Source organism: Falsiruegeria sp. JB4-1 (genome assembly GCF_055693495.1).
This window is the reverse complement of record NZ_JBVFTZ010000001.1, coordinates 3,376,702-3,400,936: the sequence shown is the minus strand read 5'-3', so window position 1 is coordinate 3,400,936 and position 24,235 is coordinate 3,376,702. Positions and strand designations below refer to the sequence as shown.

Sequence of the window (24,235 nt, the reverse complement as noted above, 5' to 3'; positions counted from 1 at the left end):
AGAATTGGGTCTCTGACGAATTGGATGATAACCGAAGGGCGTTGTTCGAATGACCCAGTGATGGTGGTTTCGCGTTTCTGCAGCACTTTGATCGAAGCGGGAGTGCCACTTTGGAGGGTCAACATTGGTCAGCGCTTTGCAAATCCATTGTTGATAGCTTGGGGCGTTGTCTGGACGCCCGAGGGCACCGAGGTCTATGATGTCACGCATGAACGTCTCTTGACCGATGGCTATGTTGGGAGTTCTTTCGAATACGTCATTCGGAACAGACGCCCCTTGCACAAAAGCCTGCGTGATCTGGATCCGGAATCCGACCACATTTCATATCACGAGTTCGCCGGACAAGGGGGAACCGACTACTACGCGACCTTGTTGTACTACGGCGACGGATCGCTGCACGGTTGCACCTTTGTAACTCAAGACCCAAAAGGGTTTGCGCCTCAACACCTGCAAATGATCGAAGCCGCGTTGCCGGCCTTGTCTTGCGCGCTTGAGCCAGTGACGATGCGCAAATCATCAAGAAGTTTGCTTCGCACCTATTTGGGCGATGGACCGTCCGAAGCTGTTTGGAACGGCACAATCAAACGGGGCGAGCGTAGAACTGTTGAGGCCGTAGTCATGTTTACGGATTTGAGGGGGTTTACGGCTCTATCAGAGCAATCGAAGGAAGAGGAGCTTCTAGATACGCTGAATGGGTACTTTGATCTTGTCGTTCAGTCCGTTGAAGACAACGGGGGCGATGTCTTGAAGTTCATGGGAGATGGCATTTTGTCCGTGTTCTCCATTCCTGCGGGCAATTGCTCGAGTGAAGCGTGTCGCAATGCTGCCTTGGCGGCGAGACGTGTGCTGGTTGGTTTGGAAGCACTCAATCTAACGCGTGTGGAGGCGCGGAAACCACCGATCGATCTTGGCATTGGTATTGATGCTGGCAAAGTCGGCTTCGGCAACATCGGCAGTCCGGGACGATTGGACTTCACCGTTCTGGGCGGTGCCGTGAATTTGGCAAGCCGCATAGAAGGGATGACGAAGTCCTTAGGCCATCGAGTTTTGGCATCATCCAGCGTTTCAGAGGTCGTTCCAGAAATGTTTGCCCCTTGCGGGTTTCACCCGGTACGCGGGTTGAGCGAGCCGATAGCGCTTTTTACGCTTACTGGCCCGACGTAAATCAAATCGAATGCTCTAGGGCCCGAACGCTCACATTGTAAAATCGACGGCCTTGCTGCAGTCCCAATTCCTATGGAAACCGAAATTACGGACGCTTGGCGACAATCGCCAGGTTATTCGCAGGCATCTCGACAAGTTCTAATTGTTGCAGGCCGGACCGTTGGATCATTTCCAGGATATCTGTGTATTCTTTGTAGCCGATCGCGGGGTCTTGTTCTGTCAGCGACTGATGAAACCGCGCGTCGCCCGGGCTCGTTAACTTGCCATCACGTTTGAACGGACCGTAGAGGACCAATCGTCCCTTTGGGCCGAGAGCCTTGGCTGCCTCTGAAATCAAAACCTCTACTTCGGGCATGCTAATCAGATGTAGAAGGTTAACCAAATAAACCAATGAATTATTGGGAAACCAGGCCGACCAACCGGGACACGTTGCATCCAGGACTTGAGCTTGGGCGACGTTGTCCAACGTTTCCACATAGCTGTTGATGCTGGCAATGCGATCGGGTTCAACATCCGTGGGCTGCCATTGCATATCCGGAAATCTTTGTGCGAAAGCCGCAACATGCTGGCCTGTTCCGCTTGCGATTTCTAGCGCTGTTCCGGAATGTGGCGCCACCCGTGCCAGTAGATCGCCAATGGCGTCGGCGTTTCGGCTTGCCGACGGAGCAACAAGGCGGGCGCCTTCGGTGGAGGTGACGACGCTGGCGGTCGGGGGCAGGGTGCGCTTACTCATCTTGGCAACCTTTCAGGGCTAAGAGCTGCAATCGTTTGCACATCGAGATCCGATTTGTGACCGCAGACCAGATCCGCGACCAATTGCGATGCAGCAGGGGCGGTTTGAAATCCGTATCCACCTTGTGCGGCGGCCCACACAAACGATGGTTCAAGCGGGTCCGGACCCAACACCAGATTCTTGTCGCGAACAAAGCTGCGTAAACCCGCCCAGTTGCTGATCATGCGAGTCACTGGCTCCGTGACCATCGCTTCGTACCGGGCGAGCCCTTCGGCCAACACCATGTCGTCCGCAAAGGCATCGTGTGGTGTTACCGGATCAGCCTCGGACGGAGAAACTATCAAGGCACCGGCGTCGGGTTTGGCGTACCAGCTTTCCCCCACACCAAACATCATCGGCCACCGACGCAGGTCATGTCCTCCGGGTGCAGGTATACGAGCCATAGAGCGTCGGTAAGGGATAATTCCAATCGGTGAAATTCCGGCCATTCGCGCGATCTCATCGACCCACGCACCCGCTGCGTTGATCACGGTAGGCGCCTCGAAAACGTCATTGGCGTGGACCTCCCAAATCGACGAGTGGCGATTGATCCTGTGAACAGGTTGACGTGTCTGGATCTGCCCGCCGTTTGATCGGATTTGTTTGGCGAAATCCTGCATCAGCAAGTCGGTATCGATATCCCAAGCGGCGGCGTGGTATGCCGCAAATTCGACAGTCTCGGGGTTCAAGATTGGTACCATGTCACTTGCGTCATCCGGCGTCAGAGGGGCCATAGACAAATCTTGGCATTCTTGTTCGAACGTACGTCGCTGTGAGGAACTGCCCAGCAGAAGAAGCCCCCGGGGTTTTAGGTAGCTTCGGTCAGATGCGTGGAAGAACGCCCCACTTGCCTGGCTGAGGGTGAGGGTGCCACCGATACCATAACTTGGCTCATACAGGGCGGCCGAGCGGCCCGAACTGTGATGACCAAGCGCGTCTTCGGCTTCAAGTACGCAGACTTTGCCGTATTCAGAAAGGCGAGCGCCTGCGCTCAACCCAGCAATGCCGCCGCCGATAACCAGAAAGTCGATCATGTAACCTCTTCACTACGGTCGGTGGCTGAAGGGGGTGTCGGGCTGAGTTCAGCTATTCGGGCATAAAGCTCGGGTGACATGTCATAGGACATGGCCTCAATCGACGGCATCAGCTGATCGGCGTTGCGCCCTGAGATGATCGGACAAACAGCGGTTGGATGAGCTGCAACCCAGGCGACTGCAAGCGTTGCGGGTGATGTTCCCAGTTCCTGTGCAATAGCGGTCAATCCTGTGACAGTTTCGGGAATCCAGCTTTGGCTATATCGTTTGGCATAGCGCGCATCCTCGCTCAGCCGCCCGGTGCCGCCTTGGCTGTATTTGCCTGTCAGAATGCCACTGCCCAACGGGGAATAAGGTGCGACGGTGATGCCTTGATCTGCGCACATGGGCAGGATCTCAACCTCGGCCTGACGCTTTACGAGACTATACATAGGTTGCAGAACATCGATTGTCAGATCGAACTTGGCTGCAACTGCCACGGCTTTCATCACTTGCCAAGCCGCTGCATTGGAGAGACCCAGGTATCGTATTTTGCCTTCAAGTTTCAGTTGGGCGAGACATGCCATTGTCTCGTCGAGGTCTGCCTGTGCGTCAAAGCGATGCAGATAGAGTAAGTCGACGGTGTCCTGCCCCAGCCGTTGGCGCGAAATGTCGAATTGCGCCCGAATGTTGTCCGCACCTATGCCACCTGAGTATCCGACCTTGGTGGCAATCAGCAGCTTTTCGGCCTCGGTTGAAATCAACTCGCCAAGCAGCGTTTCCGAGGCTCCATCGGTGTAGAGATAGGCAGTGTCAAAGTGAGTGACACCAGCGGCGCGACACGCCTCAAACATGGCAGCCGACTGCATTTTGTCGGCTCGCCCCCCAAATTGCATGGTGCCAAACACAAAACGACTGGCAGCTGATCCGCTACGGGTTGTCAGGGGACGAGGCATCTGGGGATTCCTGCTGAATGTTTCTCAAGAACTTGGCGGTATGTGCCGTGCATTTGACGTTGCACAGATTCCATATGCGTGCAATGCACATGGAAGTTGGAGATTTTTCAAAGGATTTTGCTGTGGAACACGGGGCACTTCATCCCATGGCAACCGGGCATATTCCGGATTACGTTGTTGCAGCCGACGGCAGCGATTATCTTTTCACCTTCATGGTCTTTTTTACCTTGGGGCTGATCCTGTTGATCGGGATTGGGTACTTTACGTTGCATTCGTTGCCCGAACGCATGGCACATGAGTCGAACCACTCACAATTTCAGGTCGTGGGTATTCTGGCCCTTATTGCCTTGTTTACGCACAACAATGTTTTTTGGGTGTTGGCTGTCGTGGTCGCCGGGTTCCGGTTCCCTGACTATTTGACACCAGTCGAGTCCATCGCGCAGTCTTTGGCCCGCATGGCCGGGATCAAACCGACCGAGAACGATTCAGAACCCGAGCCGGTTTTAGAAACCGGGCCTGTTGAACAGGTGGCAACCCCTCCGAAGTCGGAGGAGTAAGACATGCTTGAAACGCTGATTTGCGCCCTTTTCACTATTCTGCCGGATTATCTGTATCGCCGCTATGTGCAGGGCAAGCGCATTGGGCATGAGATTACTTTGTTTTCAATGTGGTACGAACTTCGCATCGGTCTAACCGGCTGCGCCATTGCCGCAATATCGGTCATCACTGTGTTGTTCTACTATCATCCAGCCACTGCGTCGGTTGCGTCGTACTACCGGACGCTAACGATCCTGCCCCAATTTGGTGGGCGCGTGTCCGAGGTCTATGTCGAGAACAACCAAAAGATCAAAGCTGGAGAACGGATATTCCGTCTGGATGCTGTTTCGCAAGAGGCCGCAGTTCAGGCCGCCAAGGCCGCAATCGCCGAAGTCGATGCGTCGGTGTCTGTCGCGCAGACAGACCTTGCGGCCGCCAAAGCAGGTATTGTGCAAGCCAATGCGGCCCTGACCCAGTCCAACGAGGACCTCGCGCGCAACCAGACCTTGCTTGAACAGGGATCAAGCGCAGTAAAGTTGACCGAGATTGAGCGGCTGCAAAATCTGGTCGACGAACGCGTGGCGTTGGTCGACGCTGCCGAGGCGCAGCTGGCGGCGGTTGAGGAGCGTATCAAAGTGGTCATTCCGGCGCAGCGCGACAGTGCCGAGGCGCAGCTGGCCCAAGCCCAGGCGGAACTTGACAAAACCCTGATCGTGGCTGGCGTAGATGGAACCATCGAACAGCTCAGTCTGCAGGTGGGCGATTATGTCAGCCCTGTATTGCGACCGGCGGGTATTTTGGTACCCGACAGCACTGGCCATAAGAGGTTCCAAGCTGGTTTCAATCAGATGGCAGCGCAGGTTGCCAAGCCCGGTATGGTGGCCGAGATTGGGTGCATGACACAGCCTTTCACCGTTTTTCCGATGGTAGTGGTCGCAGTGCAGGACGTGATCCCGTCAGGCCAAATTCGGCCATCCGATAAGATATTTGACCCGCAAAACAATCAGGTACCGGGCAGTATCATGGTTATTCTTGAGCCTCTTTACTCGGATAACGCGCCGGATTTGCCTCCTGGCAGCAACTGTTTGGCGAACCTCTATACAAACAATCACGATCGTCTGGAGCATGAAGAGAACTTGTCTACGGGAGAGCGGTTATTTCTGCATGTCGTAGACACCATCGGCGTTGTTCACGCGGCTGGCCTGCGCCTGCGGATGATCCTGATGCCAGTGCAGACACTGGTGTTCTCAGGCGGACACTGAGCCAACCGATCCCAGTTATTCTTGGAGTGCCCCACTGAGGCAGGTCGTTCTTTTGGGAGAGATCGATGGATTGGATCACGGCTGGATTGCTTGTGGTGGGGGCCCTGGCCGCGGGATTCATCAACGGGTTCGCTGGGTTTGGCACTGCGCTGGTAGCATCTGGCTTTTGGTTCTTGGTGCTTCCCGCGCATTTGGTGCCGCCGCTGATCATATTGGCGGCCTTGGCGGGTCAGGTCGTAGGCTTGTGGAAACTGTCGGGAAAGATGGATTTTCGTAAGTCCATCTACCTGATTTCGGGGGGCATTCTGGGGGTGCCTCTGGGCGTGTTGCTGCTGAATGTCTTGGCACCCAACGTCGTAAAGACGACCATCGGCTGGTTCCTGATCGCCTATGCCCTGTTTCAACTCAAAGGTTTGCCTGCGGTCATGACCGTTGCGCCCAAAGACGGGTTTGCCGACCGCTGTATTGGCTTTGTTGGAGGGGCGCTTGGTGGCTTTGCCGGTTTGTCAGGTGTGCTCCCACTTGTCTGGTTGCAGCTCAAACAGCTTTCGTCGGCGGACCAACGGGCGCGGTATCAACCGTTCAATTTGTTCATTCTGTTATTGTCAGCCGTTGCCATGGTTGTCGTCGGCAAGGTCGATGCTGAATTGTTGACCTATGCAGCCGTGGCTATCCCGTTCAGCCTGCTTGGCGCGGTCGTCGGGGCGAACATGTTTTTGTCAATTTCCGAAAAGAGGTTTCAGCAGGCTGTTTTGCTTTTGCTGGTAACCTCGGGCTGCATAATCGTTGTTCAGTCGGTGTTGTAGGAACCAACGGTTTAACAGCAAGCAGGGGTAAGGGATTTGGCAATTGGTCGCTGGTTCAATAGAACGTGGACACGTCCAAGGCCCATGGGAAGGTGAACGGGGCATTGCCGTGTTTCTTGGGTGATCGCGATATCGTTTCAGATGTCATGGTTCTTGGGGTAACAATAGTGTCGGCTGAAAAAGGGGCCGTTTCCGGCCCCTTTCGTTATTCCGCGGCTATCGCGGATTGATCCGTGATCACCATACTGCAGGCCCGACATGCGGTCTCGCCGGATTGATCGTACCACCGGCATGTGGATCGGATCGGGCAGGGGGCAAAGCCTGTGCCAACGGCACTTGCTTGCGTTCCAGATGTTCCAGAACCTTGTCGATTACACCGCAACGTGACCCGGTCCATTGTGCGCAGCCGGACGTCGCGCAGGGAGAGCTGAACCGCATTCGCGCTTCGGGTGTACCCACTGCCGAGGCAGCTTCAACAAAATCCTCGTCGATGGTCATGGACGTACGCATATGCCGAACATGACCATCAGGACCTTTGACCCCCAACAGTTGGTTGCCGGGCGTGCATCGCGCGCTCGGGCAACTTCGGTCGGCGGAGGTCATATTAGCCCATCCGAGCTAGAAAACCGCCCAGTTCCTTTTCACGGTTCAGCAATGGCTCTAGTTCGGGGTGCAAAATGATCCCGTACCATTCATGAGGGAATTTGGTGATCCAGGGCTTTTCGAACCCGGTCCGAGCAATGTGGCCTAACACCAACTTCTGTATGTCACTTTGGAGTTCAAGTTCCGAATTTCGATCCATATCAAGATCGCCGGTATCGACAACAAAACGTGCCATAGTAGTCTCCTTTTCTGAAAAATAGGTCCCTAAAAATATGAATGGGACAAGTTCAGTGTACCACAAAACAAGGTACATCTTAAGGGCGAGCACAGTGACTGGCGATTGTTGGCGGCTTGCCGCCGAAATCGCCCAAACAACGAAAAAAAGGCCCACCAAACGGCGAGCCCAATTTTGTTGCTATGGATGAGGCCCCTACTGCGGGAGACCGCCTTCGATACCTTCGACATAGAAGTTCATGCCATCAAAAAATGTTGTCGTCTGCGGCGCCGCTTTCACTCGGCCAGATCTGCTCAATGACCGATCCAAGTTTTCTTGAGCCTTGATCGGTTGTCCGCCAATACCGGATCAAGCCCCGGATGACGCGCCTTCCGGTGTCAAGATGGTCATGCCAGCCTTTTCAGCGACGGCCATAATCGTGGGGATGTCGGGCGGGCCGTCCGGTGCGGGCACTTGGGTTGTACCATCGGGCATCGCGTCCCCCGCCTGCGTAAAGAATGTGTCATGCATTTGTCCCGGGGCGTTGATGCAGATCAGCCGACCTGCGCTTTGGCCGGTGCAGGTAAAGGCGTGAACGGCGCCATCCGGAATTTTGACAAAGTCACCGGCGACAGCCCTTATTTGTTGCCCATCAACGTGAAAGTCAAACTGACCTTCGAGCACAAAGAAGCTCTCGTCTTCACCGGCGTGATGATTTGGCGGTGCCCCTGCGCCTGGCGCTGTCTGGATCTCGACAAGTGTGTACTTGTCTCCTGTTTCAGCTGGAAAAGCGTGGAAAGTAAGAAGGTTACCAAGCAGGTGATAGATGCGTGGCCGTGATTTAGACATCGTTCGAATCCCTTTACTTAGACTAATATCTCATTATGATACAGAAAAGTCATTATAAGACAAGTGTATCATGGAGGGTGCATTGGCATCTCGATTGGCCCAAAAAAACCGAACCCGCGCCGCTCTGCTTTCTTCGGCTCGTCGTTTGATGGCAGACGGAGAGGAACTGACACTGGCGCGGGTTGCCGAAGAGTCTGGCATCAGCCGTGCCACAGTATACCGTTATTTCTCGGATCCGGGCCCGCTTGCAGCGGAGGCGACGCTCGACTTTCAAGTGAAGCCGACATCAGAACTATTGCAGGGTTTATCGGATCCGCGAAAACGTGTTCACACCGTTGCCCGCTTCTATCTTGATCTGTCTCGCGAAAATGAACGCTTTTTTCGTCAGTTCCTGGCCAAGACAATGGAAGTTTGGCAAAAGGATTCCGAAGTCGAGCTGCGCGGAGCACGGCGGGTTGCGGCATTTGCTGAAGCGTTGGAGCCTGTGCGGGACCAAATGGGCGACGCTGAAATAGAAACGCTTTCGTTGCGTCTTTCTATGCTCACAGGAATTGAGCAGCACATTGTATTGGATGACATATTACGCGTTGATTATGCGACTGGTAACAGACTGCAATTGGGTCTCGTGGATGCTGTCCTGGATCGCTACCTTCCATAGTCCCTGGCGGTCGACTAGCCATTTTCGAACACATGCCGATTTCTGGCATTGATTGCCAAACCACCGGCCAGCCATTCAATTCCGTCCTCGAGATACCCTGATCTTTTGTGTTGGTTGTGCGAGCCAGAGGATAAAAAAGGCCCGCCGATTTGGCGGGCCTGTCACTGTTGCAGTTTTGAGTTTTAGTTTACTGCGGGATGTCGCCTTCGATGCCCTCGACATAGAAGTTCATGCCAGCCAGCGTGCCGTCATCAGCAGTTTCACCTTCTGCCAGCCAGTCGCTGCCATCCTGCTTTTTGATCGGGCCGGTGAAGGCGTGGTATGAGCCGTCTGCAAGCGATGCTTTGATCGCCAGGGCGGCTTCTTTCACGTCGGCCGGAACTGCCTCCGAAATCTCACCAATGCCAACCATGCCGGCACCGATGCCGTCCCAGGTGTCCGTGCTCTCCCAGGTGCCGTCCATCACGGCTTTGGTGCGCGCGATGTAGTAGGGCGCCCAGTCGTCAATGATCGAGCTGACGCGCGGCAGCGGGCCATACTCGCTCATGTCGGATGCCTGACCAAAGGTGATCACGTTGCCCGCGGTCTGAGCGGCGGCTTGCGGCGCGGTGGAGTCGGTGTGCTGCAGGATCACGTCAGCACCCTGTTCGATCAGAACCTTTGCCGCGTCGGCCTCTTTTGCGGGATCAAACCAAGTGAAGGCCCAAACGATCTTGAACTGGACGTCGGGGTTCACTTTGCGGGCGTGAACAAACGCCGAGTTGATGCCGCGAATAACTTCGGGGATCGGGAACGAGCCGATGTAGCCCACGATGTTCGATTTGGTCATGTGACCAGCGATGGTGCCCTGAACGGCGCGGCCTTCGTAGAAGCGGGCCGAATAGGTCGACACGTTGTCTGCGCGCTTGTAGCCGGTCGCGTGCTCGAACTTAACATTCGGGAACTTCTTAGCCACGTTGATGGTCGGGTCCATGTAACCAAACGAGGTGGTAAAGATCAGATCAGCACCGTCCAATGCCATCTGGGTCATCACACGCTCGCTGTCGGGCCCTTCAGCCACGTTTTCAACGTACACGGTTTCGACCTTGTCGCCGAACTCTTCGACGACAGCCTTGCGGCCCTGATCGTGCTCATAAGTCCAGCCGCCGTCACCCACGGGACCGACATAGACAAAGCCGACTTTGGTTTTGTCTTGGGCGACTGCTGCAGTGGCCAGTGCCAAGGCCAAGCGCCGCAGTGGCAAGAAGTGAAGTGAGTTTCATTAGGTTACTCCCCAGGTTGGTATGTTTTGCCCTTTTATCAGGGCTTTGGTTTGGTTTTGCCACATCAATGCGTGGCATGGAAGATGCGACCCAGCGATGCAGGCGCGCCGCTTTTGTCGCGTGACAGGAACACCAGAACGATGATCGTGATCAGATAGGGCGACATTGCCAGATACTCGACCGGGATGGCAACGCCTGCGGCCTGCAGATTCAGCTGCACAACCGTAACACCGCCAAAAAGATAGGCACCCAGAAGCGCACGCCATGGTTTCCAGCTGGCAAACACCACCAGCGCAAGCGCGATCCAGCCAACACCGGCGGTCATGCCCTCGGTCCATTGCGGCACGCGGATCAGGCTGATGTAAGCGCCACCCAATCCGGCACAGGCCCCACCAAACATGATCGCCATGATGCGGATGCGCACAACCTTGTAGCCAAGCGCATGGGCGGCGTCGTGGTTTTCACCGACCGCGCGCAGCACAAGACCAACGCGGGTATATTTCAGCAGCGCCCAGACGGCGGCCGTCAAGGCGATGCCAAGATATAGGATCGGGTCGTGTCCAAACAGAATTGGGCCGATAACAGGCAGATCGGTCAGAACCGGGATGTCTAACTTGGCCATCTGCGGCGGCTTGATCCCCACATAGCTTTGCCCCATGAGCGAGCTGAGACCCAAGCCAAACAGTGTCAGCGCCAGGCCCGAGGCGACTTGATTGGCCAGTGCCACTTGCGTCAGCACCACAAACAGCAGCGACAAGAGCGCGCCACCAATGGCCGAGGCGAGAAAACCCAACCAGGGCGAGCCACTTTCGACCGTGATCGCAAAGCCCGAGATCGCACCAACGATCATCATGCCTTCGACGCCCAGATTAAGAACACCGGCTTTTTCGGCCACCAGTTCACCAATGGCGGCCAGTAGGATCGGGGTTGCTGCCACCATAAGTGAGGCGATCAGCAGGACGGGATTGATTGCAGAAAGATCCATGGTTCACGCCACCTCTTTGCGGGCAAATCGAATGCGATAGTTGGTGAGCAGGTCCAGCGCCAACAGGAAGAACAGAAGCATCCCCTGAAAGACCTGAATGGCGGCCGAAGGCAGACCCAAGTTCGACTGGGCGATATCGCCGCCGATATAGGTCAGCGCCATGACGCCACCTGCCAGAACGATGCCGACGGGGTGTAATCGGCCCAGAAAGGCCACGATGATCGCGGTAAAGCCATAGCCCACGTTAAAGTCGATAGTGATCTGACCTGCGGGGCCCGCCACCTCAAACAGACCGGCAAGGCCTGCCAGAACGCCCGAAGCACCCAGACAGAACAGGATCAGCCGCGCCGGGTTCACGCTAAGCAAATTTGGCTGCGCGGGGCGCTTCACCTGTCAGGCGGATGTGAAAGCCCAGCATATGACGGTTGAGCAGAACATAAGCAAAGATCACCGCGATCAGTGCGGTCACCACACCCCAGTGCATGCCCGAGCCTGCGAACAGCTCGGCGTTATGCGCGCTGTCCCAGGATTGCAGGTTGCGCGAGCCGGGAAAGCCATAGCCTTCGGGGTTCTTGAGAAGACCCAGAGAGACGGAGGCCAGCATCTGCTCGGCCACATAGACCAGCATCAGTGACACAAGGATCTCGTTGGTGCCGAACCGCACCTTGAGGATGGCCGGGATCATCGCCCAGATCCAACCGCCAAAGGCACCACCGATCACCATCAGCGGAAAGATGTACCATGCCTCCAGCGGGTAGAAGGCCAGGCCCACACCGGCACCCACGATGGCACCCATGATGTATTGCCCCTCGGCCCCAATATTCCAGATGCCTGCGCGAAAGCCCAAGGATAGGCCAATCGCGATCAGCACCAAAGGCGCGCCTTTGATTAGCAGTTGGGGGCGGTAGTAGAATGAAAACTCGCCAAAGAGCGGTTCCCAGAAGATGGTCATGATCGCTTCGATCGGGTTTTTGCCGAGCGCTGCAAAGAGCACCCCGCCAAAGAACATGGTTGCAAGTACCGCCACGACAGGCGTGGCCATGGACCAGGTCTGTGATGGCTGTGGTCGTTTCTCCAGCACGATCATTTGCTCTGTCCCCCTGATTTTTTGTTGTTGGCTGCCGTGCTGGCAAGTGTTGTGGCGAGTGTGGCTGGCTTAGACATGCGCCACCTCCATCCCATGTGCGCCGCCCATCATCAGGCCGATCTCGTCGACCGTCAGGCCGGTGGTCTCGCGCGGGGCGCTCAGGCGGCCCTCGTTCAGGGCCGCAAAGCTGTCCGAGATTTCCATCAGTTCGTCCAGATCCTGGCTGATGCAGACCACGGCGGTGCCTTTAGCCGCCAGATCGAGGATTGCCTGCCGGATCGACGCAGCCGCAGCAGCGTCCACGCCCCAGGTCGGCTGGTTCACCACCAGCACGTCGGGGTTTTGCAGAACCTCGCGACCAATGACGAACTTTTGCAGGTTCCCACCCGACAGCGACCGCGCCGCATTGTCAGGGCCGGGGGTGCGAACGTCGAACTCTTCGATGATGCGCTCGGCAAAGCTTTGTGTTTCGCCCCATTTCAGGAATCCGTTGCTTTCCAACCCCTCGCGCACTGATCCGGTGAGCAGGGCGTTCTCTGTCAGGCTCATGTCTGGTGCTGCTGCGTGGCCAAGCCGCTCCTCGGGTGCGGACAGCAAGCCCAGCTTGCGCCGCGCGGTCGGGCCGAGTTTGCCGATGGGCTCGCCGTTCATCTTGACGGCGTCGGGCGCGGTGGTGATTTCACCCGACAACACGCCCAGTAGTTCGTCCTGACCGTTGTCGAGCGACACCACCAACACCCAGGATCTCACCTCGACGCACGGTCAGATGCATATTGCGCAGTGCAGTGCCAAACTCTGACGGTGACGGGACCGAAAGGCCCGAAATGTCCAATGCCACCTCGCCAAAATCACGTCCCCCACGTTCGGGCGTTTGCAGGGTCGAACCCACCATCATCTCGGCCATGTCGCGAGCAGACGTTTCGGATGGAATGCATTCCCCCACGTTCTTGCCCAACCGCAGGATCGTCGCGTGGTCGCACAGTGTCCGGATTTCCTCCAGCTTGTGCGAGATATAAAGGATCGAGGTGCCCTCGGAGCGCAGTTTTTGCAGTGTTTCGAACAGGATATCGACCTCTTGCGGGGTCAAAACCGATGTCGGTTCGTCCATGATCAGCAGCTTGGGATCTTGCAGAAGGCAGCGAATGATCTCGACCCGCTGGCGTTCACCTGCGGACAGATCGCCAACTGTGCGATAGGGGTCCAAGGGCAGGCCATATGTTTCCGATACCTCGCGGATACGGGCAGCCAGATCACCCATCTTGGGCGGGTTTTCCATGCCCAATGCGATGTTCTCGGCAACGTTTAGCGCATCAAAGAGCGAGAAGTGTTGAAACACCATCGCGATCCCGTCAGCCCGTGCAGCCCGCGGTTCAGCCGGAGCAAAGGTCTGGCCGTTTAGCACCATGGTGCCGCTGTCGGGCTTCACCAGCCCGTAGATCATTTTCACCAGCGTGGATTTTCCCGCGCCGTTTTCCCCAAGCAGTGCATGAACCTCGCCCTGTCCGATATCGAACGAGACGGTGTCGTTGGCCACTACGCCTGGGTATGCCTTGGTCAGCCCTTGAAGGCTCAGAAGTGGAGTTGTCACGCGCTCAGGTCCTTTTTTAGTGTCTCTGTCAGGGCCGGGCGCAGCATGTCAGCTGCGACGCCCACGGCGATCATTTGCGGGTGTTTACCCAAGGATGGATCACCGATCGGGCAGGTGATCCGGCTGATGCGGTCAGGGGGATGCCCCAATTTGCCCAGCCGGGAACGGAACCGCGCCCACTTGGTAGCCGAGCCAATCAGTCCGGCAAAGGCGAAATCGTGATTTAACAGACGGTTGCACAGTTCCAGATCAAGAGTGTGCGAATATGTCAGCACCAGATGCTCGGCGTCTCTGGGCGCATAGCGCACCAGTTCAGTCGGTTTGGCCGCTGGCAAGTTCGTCACGCCCGCGGGAATGACGTCAGGGAACCGTTCCGGACCCGTGTCCACCCAAGTGATCGCCAGATCGGGCAGGGGTGACAGCACATCGACCAAGGCGCGGCCAACATGACCCGCACCCCAGATCCAAAGCTGGCGGGCAGGTTTGTGCACCGGTTCGATCATCCAGCCGTCGATCAGCTGCGCCTCTGGCCGGGTGCCTTGTCCGCGTGCCTCGTTTAACACGCGCTTGACTGTCAGCGGAATGGTGCGGTCATCAGTCGCGCGGCAGATGATTTCAGTGTCCAGCGTGTTCACCGTTTTGGCGTCATACACCTCACTGAGGAGTGAGACCGCCCCACCACAGCATTGGCCCATGTCGGGGCCAAGGGCGTGGTGGCTAAGAACACGGTCCGCGGTTTGACGTCGTGCAGTTTCGGCTGCTTCGAACTCAAGCGTTCCGCCGCCGATGGTGCCGGACTGGCCACCGGGCCAAACCAGCATGGATGCGCCGACCTCTCGCGGGGATGACCCCTTGATCGCGGCGATCACGACGCGGGTGACGCTCCCGTGGGATTTGACAGCCTCCCTCAAAGCCTCCAGATCAAATCCCATCGCGAACCCTCCTGACAGCCAAGCCCAGACCTCTTCGGCTGTGGCCGGGGCATCAATGGCCGGATAGGCGTCGCCACAGGCGGCAACCGCGTTCGACAGTGCCAACCAGGCTGAAATGCCCAACATGAAGGGCGGCTCACCCACCGCTTTGGAGCGATAGATCGTATCTTCGCGGTTATCGACCTCCCATAAGGCGACGTTGAACACATCAGGGCGGTCAGAACAGGCCGGGATCTTGTAAGTTGACGGCGCATGGGTGCGCAGACGGCCCTGATCGTCCCAGACCAGCTCTTCGGTCGTCAACCAACCTGCGCCCTGCACATAGCCGCCTTCGACCTGACCAATGTCCAGCGTCGGGTTCAGCGAGGCGCCTGCATCATGCAGGACGTCGGTGCGCAGGATGCGGTTCTCGCCGGTCAGAGTGTCGATTGCCACCTCGGTGATCGACGCGCCGTAGGCGAAGTAGAAGAACGGCCGCCCTTGTCCCTTGATCCGGTCCCATTCGATCTTGGGGGTCTTATAGAACCCGGTGGCCGACAGGCTGATCCGGCCCTGATAGGCCATCGCCGCGACCTCTTGGAACGTATAGCGCGCCTCGCCGATATCGACATGACCGTCGCTGAAGGTGACATCACTGACCTCGGCCTGATGACGTTCAGCCAGGAAATTCGCCATTCGGTCGCGGATGGTGTCGCAGGCGGCCTTGACCGCCATACCGTTCAGGTCCGACCCGGACGAGGCCGCTGTGGCCGAGGTATTGGGCACCTTGGCCGTGTCGGTTGCGGTGATTTTGACCAGCTCCAGCGGGATGCCAAAGCGGCTGGCTGCCACTTGGGCCACCTTCTGGAACAGACCTTGTCCCATCTCGGTGCCACCGTGGTTCAGGTGAACCGAGCCGTCCTGATAGACATGCACCAGCGCACCGGCCTGATTGAGGTGGGTCAGCGTGAAGGAGATCCCGAACTTGACCGGCGCAAAGGCGATGCCCTTTTTCACGATCGGGTTTTCAGCGTTCCACTTTTCAATCGCCGCTTTGCGGGCAGCATAGTCGCTGGTTTTGAGCAGCTGTTCAGTCATCCCGTGCAGTTCGAAATCTTCGACCTGTTGTCCGTAGGGGGTGGTGTTGTCGCCCTGCTCGGACGTATCGGATTTAGCGACATAGTAGTTCCGTTTGCGCACCTCGACCGGATCTAGGCCCAGATCGTGGGCGACGTGATCCATCACACGTTCGATCCCGACCATCCCCTGCGGTCCACCAAAGCCGCGATAGGCGGTGGCGGATTGGGTGTTGGTCTTCAGGCGATGACTTTCGATCCGCGCATTCGGCAGCAGATAGGCATTGTCCGAATGCAGCATCGCGCGGTCCGCGACAGGCAGGGACAGATCCTGTGCCCAGCCACAGCGGGTGTAGTGCTTGAACGAGACGCCGTGCACACGACCATCGTCGTCAAAGCCGACGCGATAGCTGATGCGGAACTCGTGCCGCTTGCCGGTGATCACCATGTCATCGTCGCGGTCATAGCGCATCTTGCAAGCGCGACCGGTCAGGCGCGCGGCCACGGCACAGGAGACCGCCAAAGCGTTGCCCTGGCTCTCCTTGCCGCCAAAACCGCCGCCCATGCGCCGGGTTTCTACCCGCACGCCGTGCATCGGTACGCCAAGCGCCTCGGCCACCTTGTGCTGGATTTCGGTAGGGTGCTGGGTCGAGGAATGAACCAGCATGTCGCCGCCCTCGTTCGGCACGGCCATGGCGGCCTGACCTTCGAGGTAAAAATGCTCTTGCCCGCCAATTTCAAACGTCGCCTCGATCTGGCGGGGGGCGGCATCAATGGCGGCCTCGGCATCACCCTTTTCGTAGATGCGCGGGCCTTCTTCGAGACCGGCTGTCAGCAGCCAGAGCCTCGTCGACCGTCAACAAAGGCGTTTCCTCGGCATAGTCGATCTGACCCAGCCGTGCGGCTTTGCGCGCGGCCAAATGGCTTTCGGCGATCACCAGAAACACAGGCTGGCCCACATAGTTCACCGTACCATCCGACAACAGCGGTTCGTCGTGGATCGAGGGAGAAACGTCATTGGCGAAGGGAAGGTCCTCCGCGACCATCACAGCCACGACGCCGGGGGCGGCTTTGACTGCGTCCAGGTTCATCGCGGTGATGCGACCCTTGGCAATCGGGGACTGACCAAAGGCCAGATGCAGGCTACCAACTGGCGTCGGGATGTCATCCACGTAGCGGGCCGTACCGGTCACGTGCAGGCGCGCCGCGTCGTGCGGGAGAGGTTTGGTCACGCTCATGCCGACACCTCCAACACGTTAGTGGTCTGGCCCTGGCTTTCTGCAAAGTAACGCGCGAGTAAGGTGCGGGCTGTTTCGAGCCGATATTCGGCCGAGGCGCGCATATCCGTGAGTGGTGTGAAGTCTGCGTCGAACTTGGCTTTGGCTGTAGTGATGGTCGTGGCCGTCCAGGGCTGACCGATCAAAGCACCTTCGACAGTGGTCGCGCGTTTCGGGATACCGGCCATGCCGCCAAAGGCGATACGGGCATCAGTGACGGTATCGCCATCCACGGTGATGTTGAAACAGCCGCACACGGCCGAGATGTCCTGATCGAACCGCTTGCTCAGCTTGTAGCATTTCAGCGTGTCGCGTTGGCGAGGGAAGCTCACGGCCTCGACAAATTCTCCGGCCTGGCGGTCTTGCTTGCCGTAGTCGATAAAGAAATCCTCAAGCAGCAAATCGCGACGGCTATCCCCCTTGCGCAAATGCAAGGTTGCACCAAGCGCGATCAGCGCAGGCGGATTGTCACCAATAGGCGAGCCATTGGCGATGTTACCGCCGATGGTGGCGGCGTGGCGCACCTGAACAGAAGCGTATCGACGCACCATCTCGGCATAAGAGGGATGCAAGTCGGCCAGTGTTTCACCGACGGTGTTCATGTCGACCATGGCGCCAAAGCGGACATGGGTTTCTGTTACTTCAACGGTTTTCAGATCGTCGCAACGGTTCAGGAAAATAACCGAGTTCAGGTCGCGCAGCTGTTTGGTGACCCAGAGACCCACATCCGTTGCGCCGACGATGATCGTGGCGTCTGAGTTGGCCGCATAAACTGCGGCCAATTCGTCAGAGGATGTGGGCGCATGGGCCGGGCCTTCGTCGTTTTCCTCAGTTGCCTGAGGCAAGACAAATGCGCGGTCGTTGTTCACCCAAGAGGGGACAGGTTTTTCTTCGCAAGCTTCAGCCGCTCGGATGATCGGGGCGTATCCGGTGCAGCGGCACAGGTTGCCTGCCAGTTGTGTGTCGTGATCGGTGGCTCCGTTGGCATGAGCTGCCGTCATCGACATCACGAAACCCGGTGTGCAGAACCCGCACTGTGATCCGTGATGCTCGATCATTGCATCCTGCACAGGGTGCAGTGTGCCATCGGCCTCGCCAACACCTTCAACTGTACGGATCGCTTTGCCGTGCAGCTGTGGCAGAAACAGGATGCAGGAGTTCAGCGCCTTGGCGCCGTCCGCGTCGCTGACCATGACTGTGCAAGCGCCGCAGTCGCCCTCGTTGCAACCCTCTTTGGTGCCGCGCAGGTGTCGTTCCTCGCGCAGCCAATCCAGCAGGGTGGCCGTAGGGGACACGCCCTGCAGCTCCACAGTCTCTCCGTTCAGAAGAAACGTGATGTCCATATTCGAAAACCCGTCGCGTTACCCCGTTGTGCCTGTCAGCGCGCCCCTTCGATGCGACGTAAAAAGAGCGCAGGCATATAATTGCCTCCCAGATTAGAAAGAGGGCGCAAGTTCTGGCAAGAAAAAGTCATTCTGCGATGCAACATTTTGCATCAAATTGCGAGGTGTTTGGGGGCGAGTTTCTGGCTTAAGGTGCTGAAAACGCACTGCCTTACCTGTATTGCGGCAAGTGCGAGGGTTGAAACACCTTCAAGAATCCCCGAAAAGTAATGCCTATTATTTCGACATTCCGAAGAGAGGTCGCTTGCGTCTTTCCCCCTTCGCGCCCTGCGCTAGCTTGAGCGGATGAGCAGCGATCCCCGATTCATTCACCTCCGCGTCCACACTGAATACTCTCTTCTTGAAGGGGCTATGCGGCTGAAAAAGCTGCCTGGGCTTTGTGTTCAGATGGACATGCCCGCAGTGGCTGTCACCGACACCAACAACCTGTTTTCCGCGCTCGAGTTTTCGGTGGGCGCGGCTGGGGCAGGGGTACAGCCCATCATCGGCTGTCAGGTCGATCTGGCCTATCTGACCCCGCAACCGGGGGAAAAACCAAAGGACCCGGCAGGCGTCGTGCTGCTGGCGCAGACCGAGCGCGGGTACGAGAACCTGATGAAGCTGAACTCTTGTCTGTACGTCGACAAGGGTGGACAACTGCCACAGGTCACGTTGGACGAGCTTGAGACATACTCCGACGGTTTGATTTGTCTGTCCGGTGGTCCCGAGGGGCCGGTTGGGCGGCTCTTGCAGGCGGGTCAGCGTCCGGCGGCCGAGGAGCTGATGAACCGACTGGCTGCGATCTACCCTGATCGCCTCTATGTCGAGTTGCAGCGCCATCCGGGCGAGGATGGTCAACCCGAGTCTGAGCGCCTGACCGAGCGTGGTCATGTGGAAATGGCCTATGCCAAGAACCTGCCGTTGGTGGCCACCAACGACGCTTATTTCCCGACCACCAAGATGTACGAGGCGCATGATGCGCTGATCTGTATCTCGGAAGGGGCCTATGTCGACCAGCAAGAGGGGCGGCGGCGTCTGACAGCGCAGCATTATTTCAAGTCGCAGCAGGAAATGGTGACACTTTTTGCCGATTTGCCCGAGGCGATTGAAAACACGGTCGAGATCGCCAAGCGCTGCGCCTTTATGGCTTATCGCCGTGATCCGATCCTGCCCAAGTTTGCCGATGACGAGGTCGCGGAATTGCGCCGCATCGCCAATGACGGCCTGCAAAAACGTCTGGCCGTGATCCCACATGCGGTTTCGGTCGAAGAATACCAGGAGCGGTTGGATTTTGAACTGGGCATCATCGAAGGGATGGGGTTCCCTGGCTATTTCCTGATCGTTGCCGACTTTATCCAATGGTCCAAGGATCATGACATCCCGGTGGGGCCCGGTCGAGGGTCGGGTGCGGGTTCGCTGGTGGCCTATGCGCTCACCATCACCGACCTTGATCCGCTGCGCTATTCGCTGCTGTTCGAACGCTTCCTCAATCCCGAACGGGTTTCGATGCCCGACTTCGATATCGACTTTTGCATGGACCGCCGCGAAGAGGTGATCCGCTACGTGCAAGAGAAATACGGTCGCGACAAGGTGGGCCAGATCATCACCTTTGGTGCGCTTCTGTCCAAGGCCGCCGTGCGTGACGTGGGCCGGGTGTTGCAGATGCCCTATGGCCAGGTCGACCGCCTGTCCAAGATGATCCCTGTTGAGGGCGTGAAACCCGTCAGCATCGAAAAAGCCCTGCAGGATGAGCCTCGTCTGGCCGAAGAGGCCCGCAACGAAGAGGTTGTGGACCGGCTGCTCACCTATGGCCAGCAGGTCGAAGGGTTGCTCAGGAACGCCTCGACCCACGCCGCCGGTGTGGTGATTGGCGACAGGCCGCTCGATGCGCTTGTGCCGCTCTATCAGGATCCTCGCTCGGATATGCCTGCGACCCAGTTCAACATGAAATGGGTGGAACAGGCCGGGTTGGTCAAGTTCGACTTTCTGGGTCTGAAAACGCTGACCGTTATTCAGAACGCGATGGACCTGATCTTTAAATCGGGGCGCGATTTGCATGTCGCTGCCGATGGCACGCAGCTTTATGAACCCGCCGAGGGCGCGGCGAACGAGATCAACGCCATCCCGCTGGATGATGAACCGACTTACAAGCTTTATTCTGCGGCCAAAACGGTGGCGGTGTTCCAGGTGGAATCCACCGGCATGATGGACGCGCTCAAGCGCATGAAACCGACCTGTATCGAGGACATTGTTGCTCTTGTGGCGCTGTATCGTCCTGGTCCGATGGAAAACATCCCGACCTATTGCGAGGTCAAGAACGGGCTTAAGGAAATTGAATCGGTTCACCCCTTGATTGACCACATTCTGGCGGAAACGCAGGGCATCATCGTTTACCAGGAACAGGTGATGCAGATCGCGCAGGTCATGGCAGGCTACTCACTTGGCGGGGCCGACTTGCTGCGCCGCGCGATGGGTAAAAAGATCAAAGAGGCGATGGACGCCGAACGCCCGAAATTTGAAAAAGGCGCGGGCGAAAACGGGGTCGACAAGAAAAAGGCGTCCGAGGTTTTCGACCTTCTGGAAAAATTCGCCAACTACGGTTTCAACAAATCCCACGCGGCGGCTTATGCGGTGGTGTCGTACCAAACCGGCTGGCTCAAGGCGAACCACCCAGTAGAGTTCATGGGCGGCGTAATGAACTGCGACATCCATCTGACCGACAAGCTGGCGATCTATTTCGAGGAAGTCCGCAAGGGGTTGAAGCTGCCCTATGTGCCGCCTTGTGTGAACCGCTCACTGGCCACCTTTGATGTGGTGAATGGTGAGCTGGTCTATGCGCTGGGCGCGCTCAAGAACGTGGGCGTCGAGGCGATGAACCTGGTGGTGCAAGGACGGGGCGACAAGCCCTTTGTGAACCTCTTCGACTTCGCCCGCCGGGTGGATTTGAAGCGGGTTGGCAAGCGTCCGCTGGAGATGATGGCGCGTGCGGGCGCGTTCGATCAGCTCGATCCAAACCGCCGCCGCGTGTTCGAAAGCTTGGAGCCGCTGGTGAATTATTCGGCGGCCATTCAGGAGCAGAAGAACTCGAATCAAGTCTCGCTGTTTGGTGAAGCAGGCGATGACCTGCCCGAACCGCGCCTGTCGAACTCGCCCGATTGGCTGGCGGCCGAGCGGTTGAGCGAAGAGTTCAAGGCCATCGGCTTTTACCTGTCTGGTCACCCGTTGGATGATTACATGCCGGCGCTTAAACGCAAGGGCGTTCTGACGCTGGACGAGGTGATGGAAAAGGCCCGTTCCAGCCCGTTGATTGCCAAGATCGCAGGTGTTGTTGCCGGGCGGCAGGAGCGTAAATCGGCGCGAGGCAATCGATTTGCCTTTGCACAGCTTTCAGACCCGACGGGGGCTTATGAGGTCACGCTGTTCTCTGAGGCTTTGGAGAAATGCCGCGAGCATCTGGAAACCGGCGCCCATGTGGTGGTGCAGGCCGAAGCGACGATGGAGGCCGATCAGTTAAAGCTGCTTGGTCGATCCGTCGGGCCAATTGATGCCGCCATTTCTTCCTCGACCGGAACCAGCGGTCTGAGAGTGTTCCTTGAAGCGCCCGAGGCTGTGCCGACGGTGGCAAAAGTATTGGCCGACGCGGCAGAGGCAGCCAAAGGCGCGTCGCGCGGGCCGATCCAGGTCTGCTTGATCGCCGCGGGTCTGCCCGGTGACGTCGAGATGGACCTAGGGCGTGATTTCCCGATAAGCCCACAGATCAAGGGCGCGCTCAAGTCGCTGGATGGTGTGATGGCTGTAGAGGAGCTCTAATCTAAAACGCCGCCCGATTGGGCGGCGTTTGTCATGCTCTGATCTCTGATTACCCTTCGGCTGGCGTGTACCAGATCGGCGAGGAATAGGCGCGCTCCTGATGGATCAACTGTGCCTCTTCGGGCAGTTCGATGCCAAAGCGGAGTTTGTCGTAAACCACCCACCGCGGTGTCGGGATTTCCAGCACGCGCACATAGTAGAATGCACGCTCACCGGCGTCGAAGTCGGGATCAGTCCAGACCGTGGCCAACTCGGCCGCGCCGATGGTGTTGGTCCAGCTGGCAGTTTCCGGGTCGACGGTGTTGCCAACCTCGGGCAGGTTGCCGTCACCGTCCATCTCGCGGTCGTCGGACCAGACCACGTCATAGACCTTTTCGTGCAATTCACCTTCGGCGTCCATCCAGCCCTTGACCACCTGAACACGGTCCAGATTGGCACCAATCGGATCGCGCAGAGCAAAGATCAGGAAGCTTGGCGTGTCGCCGCCTTCTGTCGGGCGCATGTCACCGCCCATGGGCACGCCTTTATTGTAGCCAATCAAGGCGGGCGAACGCGATTTCAGATCATCGTCGGTGAATTCCCACCCGCCAAAGAACCGCAGGCCAATTCTGGGCCCGGTGGTGGCGTAGGTTTCGCGCCGCTTGAACGCGTCAAAGATAGCGCTGCGCGTGTTTTCTTCTGCCCAAACCGCTGTATAGCCTGACGCGACCAGCTGATACCCTTCGATCCGACCCAGGTCGCTTGCAATGAATGGGTGCTCGATCCGCGTAGGTGAAGGCTCGACGCTGGTGGACTTGCCAAAGAAGTTGTCTTCTTCCGCCGTCGCCAGCGAGGTATGGCTGTCCGTCGCCCCACCAAGGCCGAACTTATAGGGGTTGGTGCCCAGCTTTGCTTCAAGCGCCAGACCTTGTTTGAGAGCTTCACGGGCGTATTCGCCCTTGAGCATCTCATCTGTTTTGATTTCGGTCAGGTCCAGGTTGCCGACGTCCCAGTTCTCGTAGTCTGCGAACTCGTCGTCGGGGCTCAGGAAGGGGTGCGCTTCGCCATCGCCCTTGATCTGGGTGATCTCATAGTGCGGCTCCCATTTGGCGCGCTGTTTGACGTAATCCTCATCCACGACGCCGCCGTGATAGGTGTCCTTGGTCGGGAACATCCAGCCGTTCGACAGGTTGCCATTGTGAGAAAAGGCTACTGCGCGACCACCGGTTTTCTCTTGATACGCTTCGAGCCACTCATACAGGTAGTTCGGATCGGTATCGCCATAAGGCGGTTGCGTGACTGGCGGCACCACCTGCAAAGCGCGGGTCGGGCCATCGCGCAGCATCACGTTGCGGTGCAGGTTGAAGCCCTTGGGAACCGACGTCCACTCAAAGCCGATAAAGGCGGTAAATTCGCCCGGCTCGTTGGCATCCTCGGCCGCTTGAACAATCTTTTCCCAAACAAAGGCAAACGCATCCGCGCCGGGGCTGTAAGATTCCAGCAACAGTTCGGGCAGGGTGCCTTGCGAGAAGTTGGTGATCAGGTCAAAGGCGGATTTACCGGCGGCCTCGCCACCCTTGGTATAACCTTCGTACCATTCGCGACCCTTGGGGTCGGCCAGAACGCCGGGCTTGCCTGCCTGCAGATCGGGTGCAAAGCCCATCAGGTCGGTATGATCAGTGAGCACCATCCAATCCAGCGGACGGCTAAGCTTCACTGGCAGACCGGTTGATGACGTAACCTGCTCTCCCTTGGCAAAGGCCCAAGCATCGTCCGGACCTAGGATGTTGCCAAAGGCGCCAGCGTCCAGCGACAGGCTGGTGTGCAGGTGGGTTTCCCCCACAACGGTTGGATCGGAATGGAACGATTGGCGTAGGGCGAAAAAGCCTCGGGCGGGAACGCACTGGCGGCGGCTTCTTCGGTGGTTTTGATTTGGGCTTGCCCTGTGACCGGCCACAGCAATGCGGCGGTCATGACCACAGAGGACAGGAACGTGGTGGAACGTCTTTGGGTCTTCATACTGATCTCCCTGAACAGAAATTAT

17 protein-coding genes and 4 pseudogenes are annotated in these 24,235 nt (G+C 57.7%); 6 read left to right on the top strand and 15 right to left on the bottom strand.

Annotation, left to right across the window (positions count from 1 at the left end; all coding sequences use genetic code 11):
* The first annotated feature begins 24 nt into the window (after positions 1-24).
* The gene (locus ACZ1HE_RS17435) at positions 25-1,164 is read left to right on the top strand and encodes an adenylate/guanylate cyclase domain-containing protein (RefSeq protein WP_472622820.1); all 1,140 of its coding nucleotides are present in this window, start codon (positions 25-27) and stop codon (positions 1,162-1,164) included.
* 85 nt (positions 1,165-1,249) lie between these two features.
* On the opposite strand, the gene ACZ1HE_RS17430 is transcribed toward ACZ1HE_RS17435, so the two are convergent.
* From ACZ1HE_RS17430 to ACZ1HE_RS17420, 3 genes are read right to left on the bottom strand one after another with little or no spacing between them, the layout of a single operon-like run.
* The gene (locus ACZ1HE_RS17430) at positions 1,250-1,897 is read right to left on the bottom strand and encodes a DUF938 domain-containing protein (protein ID WP_472622818.1); all 648 of its coding nucleotides are present in this window, start codon (positions 1,895-1,897) and stop codon (positions 1,250-1,252) included.
* Positions 1,894-2,970: an NAD(P)/FAD-dependent oxidoreductase gene (locus ACZ1HE_RS17425; RefSeq protein ID WP_472622816.1), complete on the bottom strand. Its 1,077-nt coding sequence runs from the start codon at positions 2,968-2,970 to the stop codon at positions 1,894-1,896. The genes ACZ1HE_RS17430 and ACZ1HE_RS17425 overlap by 4 nt, the downstream gene beginning before the upstream one ends.
* Positions 2,967-3,905 (bottom strand): aldo/keto reductase, encoded by a 939-nt coding sequence (locus tag ACZ1HE_RS17420; RefSeq protein ID WP_472622814.1) that lies wholly within the window; start codon positions 3,903-3,905, stop codon positions 2,967-2,969. The genes ACZ1HE_RS17425 and ACZ1HE_RS17420 overlap by 4 nt, the downstream gene beginning before the upstream one ends.
* An 89-nt stretch (positions 3,906-3,994) precedes the next feature.
* Here ACZ1HE_RS17420 and ACZ1HE_RS17415 point away from each other — a divergent pair, with 89 nt between their 5' ends.
* From ACZ1HE_RS17415 to ACZ1HE_RS17405, 3 genes are all read left to right on the top strand, one after another.
* Positions 3,995-4,462: a hypothetical protein gene (locus ACZ1HE_RS17415; protein ID WP_472622812.1), complete on the top strand. Its 468-nt coding sequence runs from the start codon at positions 3,995-3,997 to the stop codon at positions 4,460-4,462.
* A 3-nt stretch (positions 4,463-4,465) separates the two neighbouring features.
* A complete protein-coding gene (locus tag ACZ1HE_RS17410) occupies positions 4,466-5,704 on the top strand; it encodes an HlyD family secretion protein (protein WP_472622810.1) in 1,239 nt (412 codons plus the stop codon).
* 65 nt (positions 5,705-5,769) lie between these two features.
* Positions 5,770-6,510: a TSUP family transporter gene (locus ACZ1HE_RS17405; RefSeq protein WP_472622808.1), complete on the top strand. Its 741-nt coding sequence runs from the start codon at positions 5,770-5,772 to the stop codon at positions 6,508-6,510.
* A gap of 237 nt (positions 6,511-6,747) precedes the next feature.
* Here the strand turns inward: ACZ1HE_RS17405 and ACZ1HE_RS17400 are convergent, their stop codons facing one another.
* The 3 genes from ACZ1HE_RS17400 to ACZ1HE_RS17390 form a co-directional block, all read right to left on the bottom strand.
* Entirely contained in the window at positions 6,748-7,113 is a 366-nt protein-coding gene (locus ACZ1HE_RS17400; protein ID WP_472622806.1) for a hypothetical protein, read from the bottom strand.
* 1 nt (position 7,114) lies between these two features.
* A complete protein-coding gene (locus ACZ1HE_RS17395; RefSeq protein ID WP_472622804.1) occupies positions 7,115-7,348 on the bottom strand; it encodes a hypothetical protein in 234 nt (77 codons plus the stop codon).
* 348 nt (positions 7,349-7,696) lie between these two features.
* Complete coding sequence (locus ACZ1HE_RS17390) at positions 7,697-8,176, bottom strand: cupin domain-containing protein (RefSeq protein ID WP_472622802.1); 480 nt, start codon at positions 8,174-8,176, stop codon at positions 7,697-7,699.
* Positions 8,177-8,246: 70 nt separating this feature from the next.
* On the opposite strand from ACZ1HE_RS17390, the gene ACZ1HE_RS17385 reads away from it, so the two are divergent.
* Positions 8,247-8,834: a TetR/AcrR family transcriptional regulator gene (locus tag ACZ1HE_RS17385; RefSeq protein WP_472622800.1), complete on the top strand. Its 588-nt coding sequence runs from the start codon at positions 8,247-8,249 to the stop codon at positions 8,832-8,834.
* A gap of 187 nt (positions 8,835-9,021) precedes the next feature.
* Here ACZ1HE_RS17385 and ACZ1HE_RS17380 read toward each other — a convergent pair.
* From ACZ1HE_RS17380 to xdhA, 7 genes and pseudogenes are all read right to left on the bottom strand, one after another.
* Positions 9,022-10,096, bottom strand: a pseudogene (locus ACZ1HE_RS17380) (BMP family ABC transporter substrate-binding protein).
* Between the two features lie 64 nt (positions 10,097-10,160).
* On the bottom strand, positions 10,161-11,081 hold the full coding sequence (locus tag ACZ1HE_RS17375; RefSeq protein ID WP_472622798.1) for an ABC transporter permease: 921 nt from the start codon (positions 11,079-11,081) through the stop codon (positions 10,161-10,163).
* 3 nt (positions 11,082-11,084) lie between these two features.
* Positions 11,085-12,168 (bottom strand): annotated as a pseudogene (locus ACZ1HE_RS17370) (ABC transporter permease).
* Positions 12,169-12,237: 69 nt separating this feature from the next.
* Positions 12,238-13,756: pseudogene (locus tag ACZ1HE_RS17365) on the bottom strand (ABC transporter ATP-binding protein).
* The gene (gene xdhC / locus ACZ1HE_RS17360; RefSeq protein ID WP_472622796.1) at positions 13,753-14,688 is read right to left on the bottom strand and encodes a xanthine dehydrogenase accessory protein XdhC; all 936 of its coding nucleotides are present in this window, start codon (positions 14,686-14,688) and stop codon (positions 13,753-13,755) included. The pseudogene ACZ1HE_RS17365 and the gene xdhC overlap by 4 nt, the downstream one beginning before the upstream one ends.
* Positions 14,678-16,981, bottom strand: a pseudogene (xdhB, locus tag ACZ1HE_RS17355) (xanthine dehydrogenase molybdopterin binding subunit). The gene xdhC and the pseudogene xdhB overlap by 11 nt, the downstream one beginning before the upstream one ends.
* Positions 16,978-18,363: a xanthine dehydrogenase small subunit gene (gene xdhA / locus ACZ1HE_RS17350; RefSeq protein ID WP_472622794.1), complete on the bottom strand. Its 1,386-nt coding sequence runs from the start codon at positions 18,361-18,363 to the stop codon at positions 16,978-16,980. Before xdhA ends, xdhB begins: the two are co-directional and overlap by 4 nt.
* 345 nt (positions 18,364-18,708) lie before the next feature.
* On the opposite strand from xdhA, the gene dnaE reads away from it, so the two are divergent.
* Entirely contained in the window at positions 18,709-22,212 is a 3,504-nt protein-coding gene (gene dnaE, locus ACZ1HE_RS17345; protein ID WP_472622792.1) for a DNA polymerase III subunit alpha, read from the top strand.
* 49 nt (positions 22,213-22,261) lie between these two features.
* Here dnaE and ACZ1HE_RS17340 read toward each other — a convergent pair whose 3' ends face one another.
* Entirely contained in the window at positions 22,262-24,034 is a 1,773-nt protein-coding gene (locus tag ACZ1HE_RS17340; protein ID WP_472622790.1) for a DUF3604 domain-containing protein, read from the bottom strand.
* Positions 23,971-24,210: a hypothetical protein gene (locus tag ACZ1HE_RS17335; RefSeq protein ID WP_472622788.1), complete on the bottom strand. Its 240-nt coding sequence runs from the start codon at positions 24,208-24,210 to the stop codon at positions 23,971-23,973. Before ACZ1HE_RS17335 ends, ACZ1HE_RS17340 begins: the two co-directional genes overlap by 64 nt.
* Between the last annotated feature and the right edge of the window lie 25 nt (positions 24,211-24,235).

What these genes read in the sequence shown, in the direction of transcription:
- xdhC (WP_472622796.1), bottom strand. Translation starts at nt 14,688, where the DNA reads ATGGGATTTGATCTGGAGGCTTTGAGGGAGGCTGTCAAATCCCACGGG.
- ACZ1HE_RS17400 (WP_472622806.1), bottom strand. Translation starts at nt 7,113, where the DNA reads ATGACCTCCGCCGACCGAAGTTGCCCGAGCGCGCGATGCACGCCCGGC.
- ACZ1HE_RS17375 (WP_472622798.1), bottom strand. Translation starts at nt 11,081, where the DNA reads ATGGATCTTTCTGCAATCAATCCCGTCCTGCTGATCGCCTCACTTATG.
- ACZ1HE_RS17430 (WP_472622818.1), bottom strand. Translation starts at nt 1,897, where the DNA reads ATGAGTAAGCGCACCCTGCCCCCGACCGCCAGCGTCGTCACCTCCACC.
- xdhA (WP_472622794.1), bottom strand. Translation starts at nt 18,363, where the DNA reads ATGGACATCACGTTTCTTCTGAACGGAGAGACTGTGGAGCTGCAGGGC.
- ACZ1HE_RS17420 (WP_472622814.1), bottom strand. Translation starts at nt 3,905, where the DNA reads ATGCCTCGTCCCCTGACAACCCGTAGCGGATCAGCTGCCAGTCGTTTT.
- ACZ1HE_RS17435 (WP_472622820.1), top strand. Translation starts at nt 25, where the DNA reads ATGATAACCGAAGGGCGTTGTTCGAATGACCCAGTGATGGTGGTTTCG.
- ACZ1HE_RS17335 (WP_472622788.1), bottom strand. Translation starts at nt 24,210, where the DNA reads ATGAAGACCCAAAGACGTTCCACCACGTTCCTGTCCTCTGTGGTCATG.
- dnaE (WP_472622792.1), top strand. Translation starts at nt 18,709, where the DNA reads ATGAGCAGCGATCCCCGATTCATTCACCTCCGCGTCCACACTGAATAC.
- ACZ1HE_RS17410 (WP_472622810.1), top strand. Translation starts at nt 4,466, where the DNA reads ATGCTTGAAACGCTGATTTGCGCCCTTTTCACTATTCTGCCGGATTAT.
- ACZ1HE_RS17385 (WP_472622800.1), top strand. Translation starts at nt 8,247, where the DNA reads ATGGAGGGTGCATTGGCATCTCGATTGGCCCAAAAAAACCGAACCCGC.
- ACZ1HE_RS17390 (WP_472622802.1), bottom strand. Translation starts at nt 8,176, where the DNA reads ATGTCTAAATCACGGCCACGCATCTATCACCTGCTTGGTAACCTTCTT.
- ACZ1HE_RS17425 (WP_472622816.1), bottom strand. Translation starts at nt 2,970, where the DNA reads ATGATCGACTTTCTGGTTATCGGCGGCGGCATTGCTGGGTTGAGCGCA.
- ACZ1HE_RS17415 (WP_472622812.1), top strand. Translation starts at nt 3,995, where the DNA reads ATGGAAGTTGGAGATTTTTCAAAGGATTTTGCTGTGGAACACGGGGCA.
- ACZ1HE_RS17405 (WP_472622808.1), top strand. Translation starts at nt 5,770, where the DNA reads ATGGATTGGATCACGGCTGGATTGCTTGTGGTGGGGGCCCTGGCCGCG.
- ACZ1HE_RS17395 (WP_472622804.1), bottom strand. Translation starts at nt 7,348, where the DNA reads ATGGCACGTTTTGTTGTCGATACCGGCGATCTTGATATGGATCGAAAT.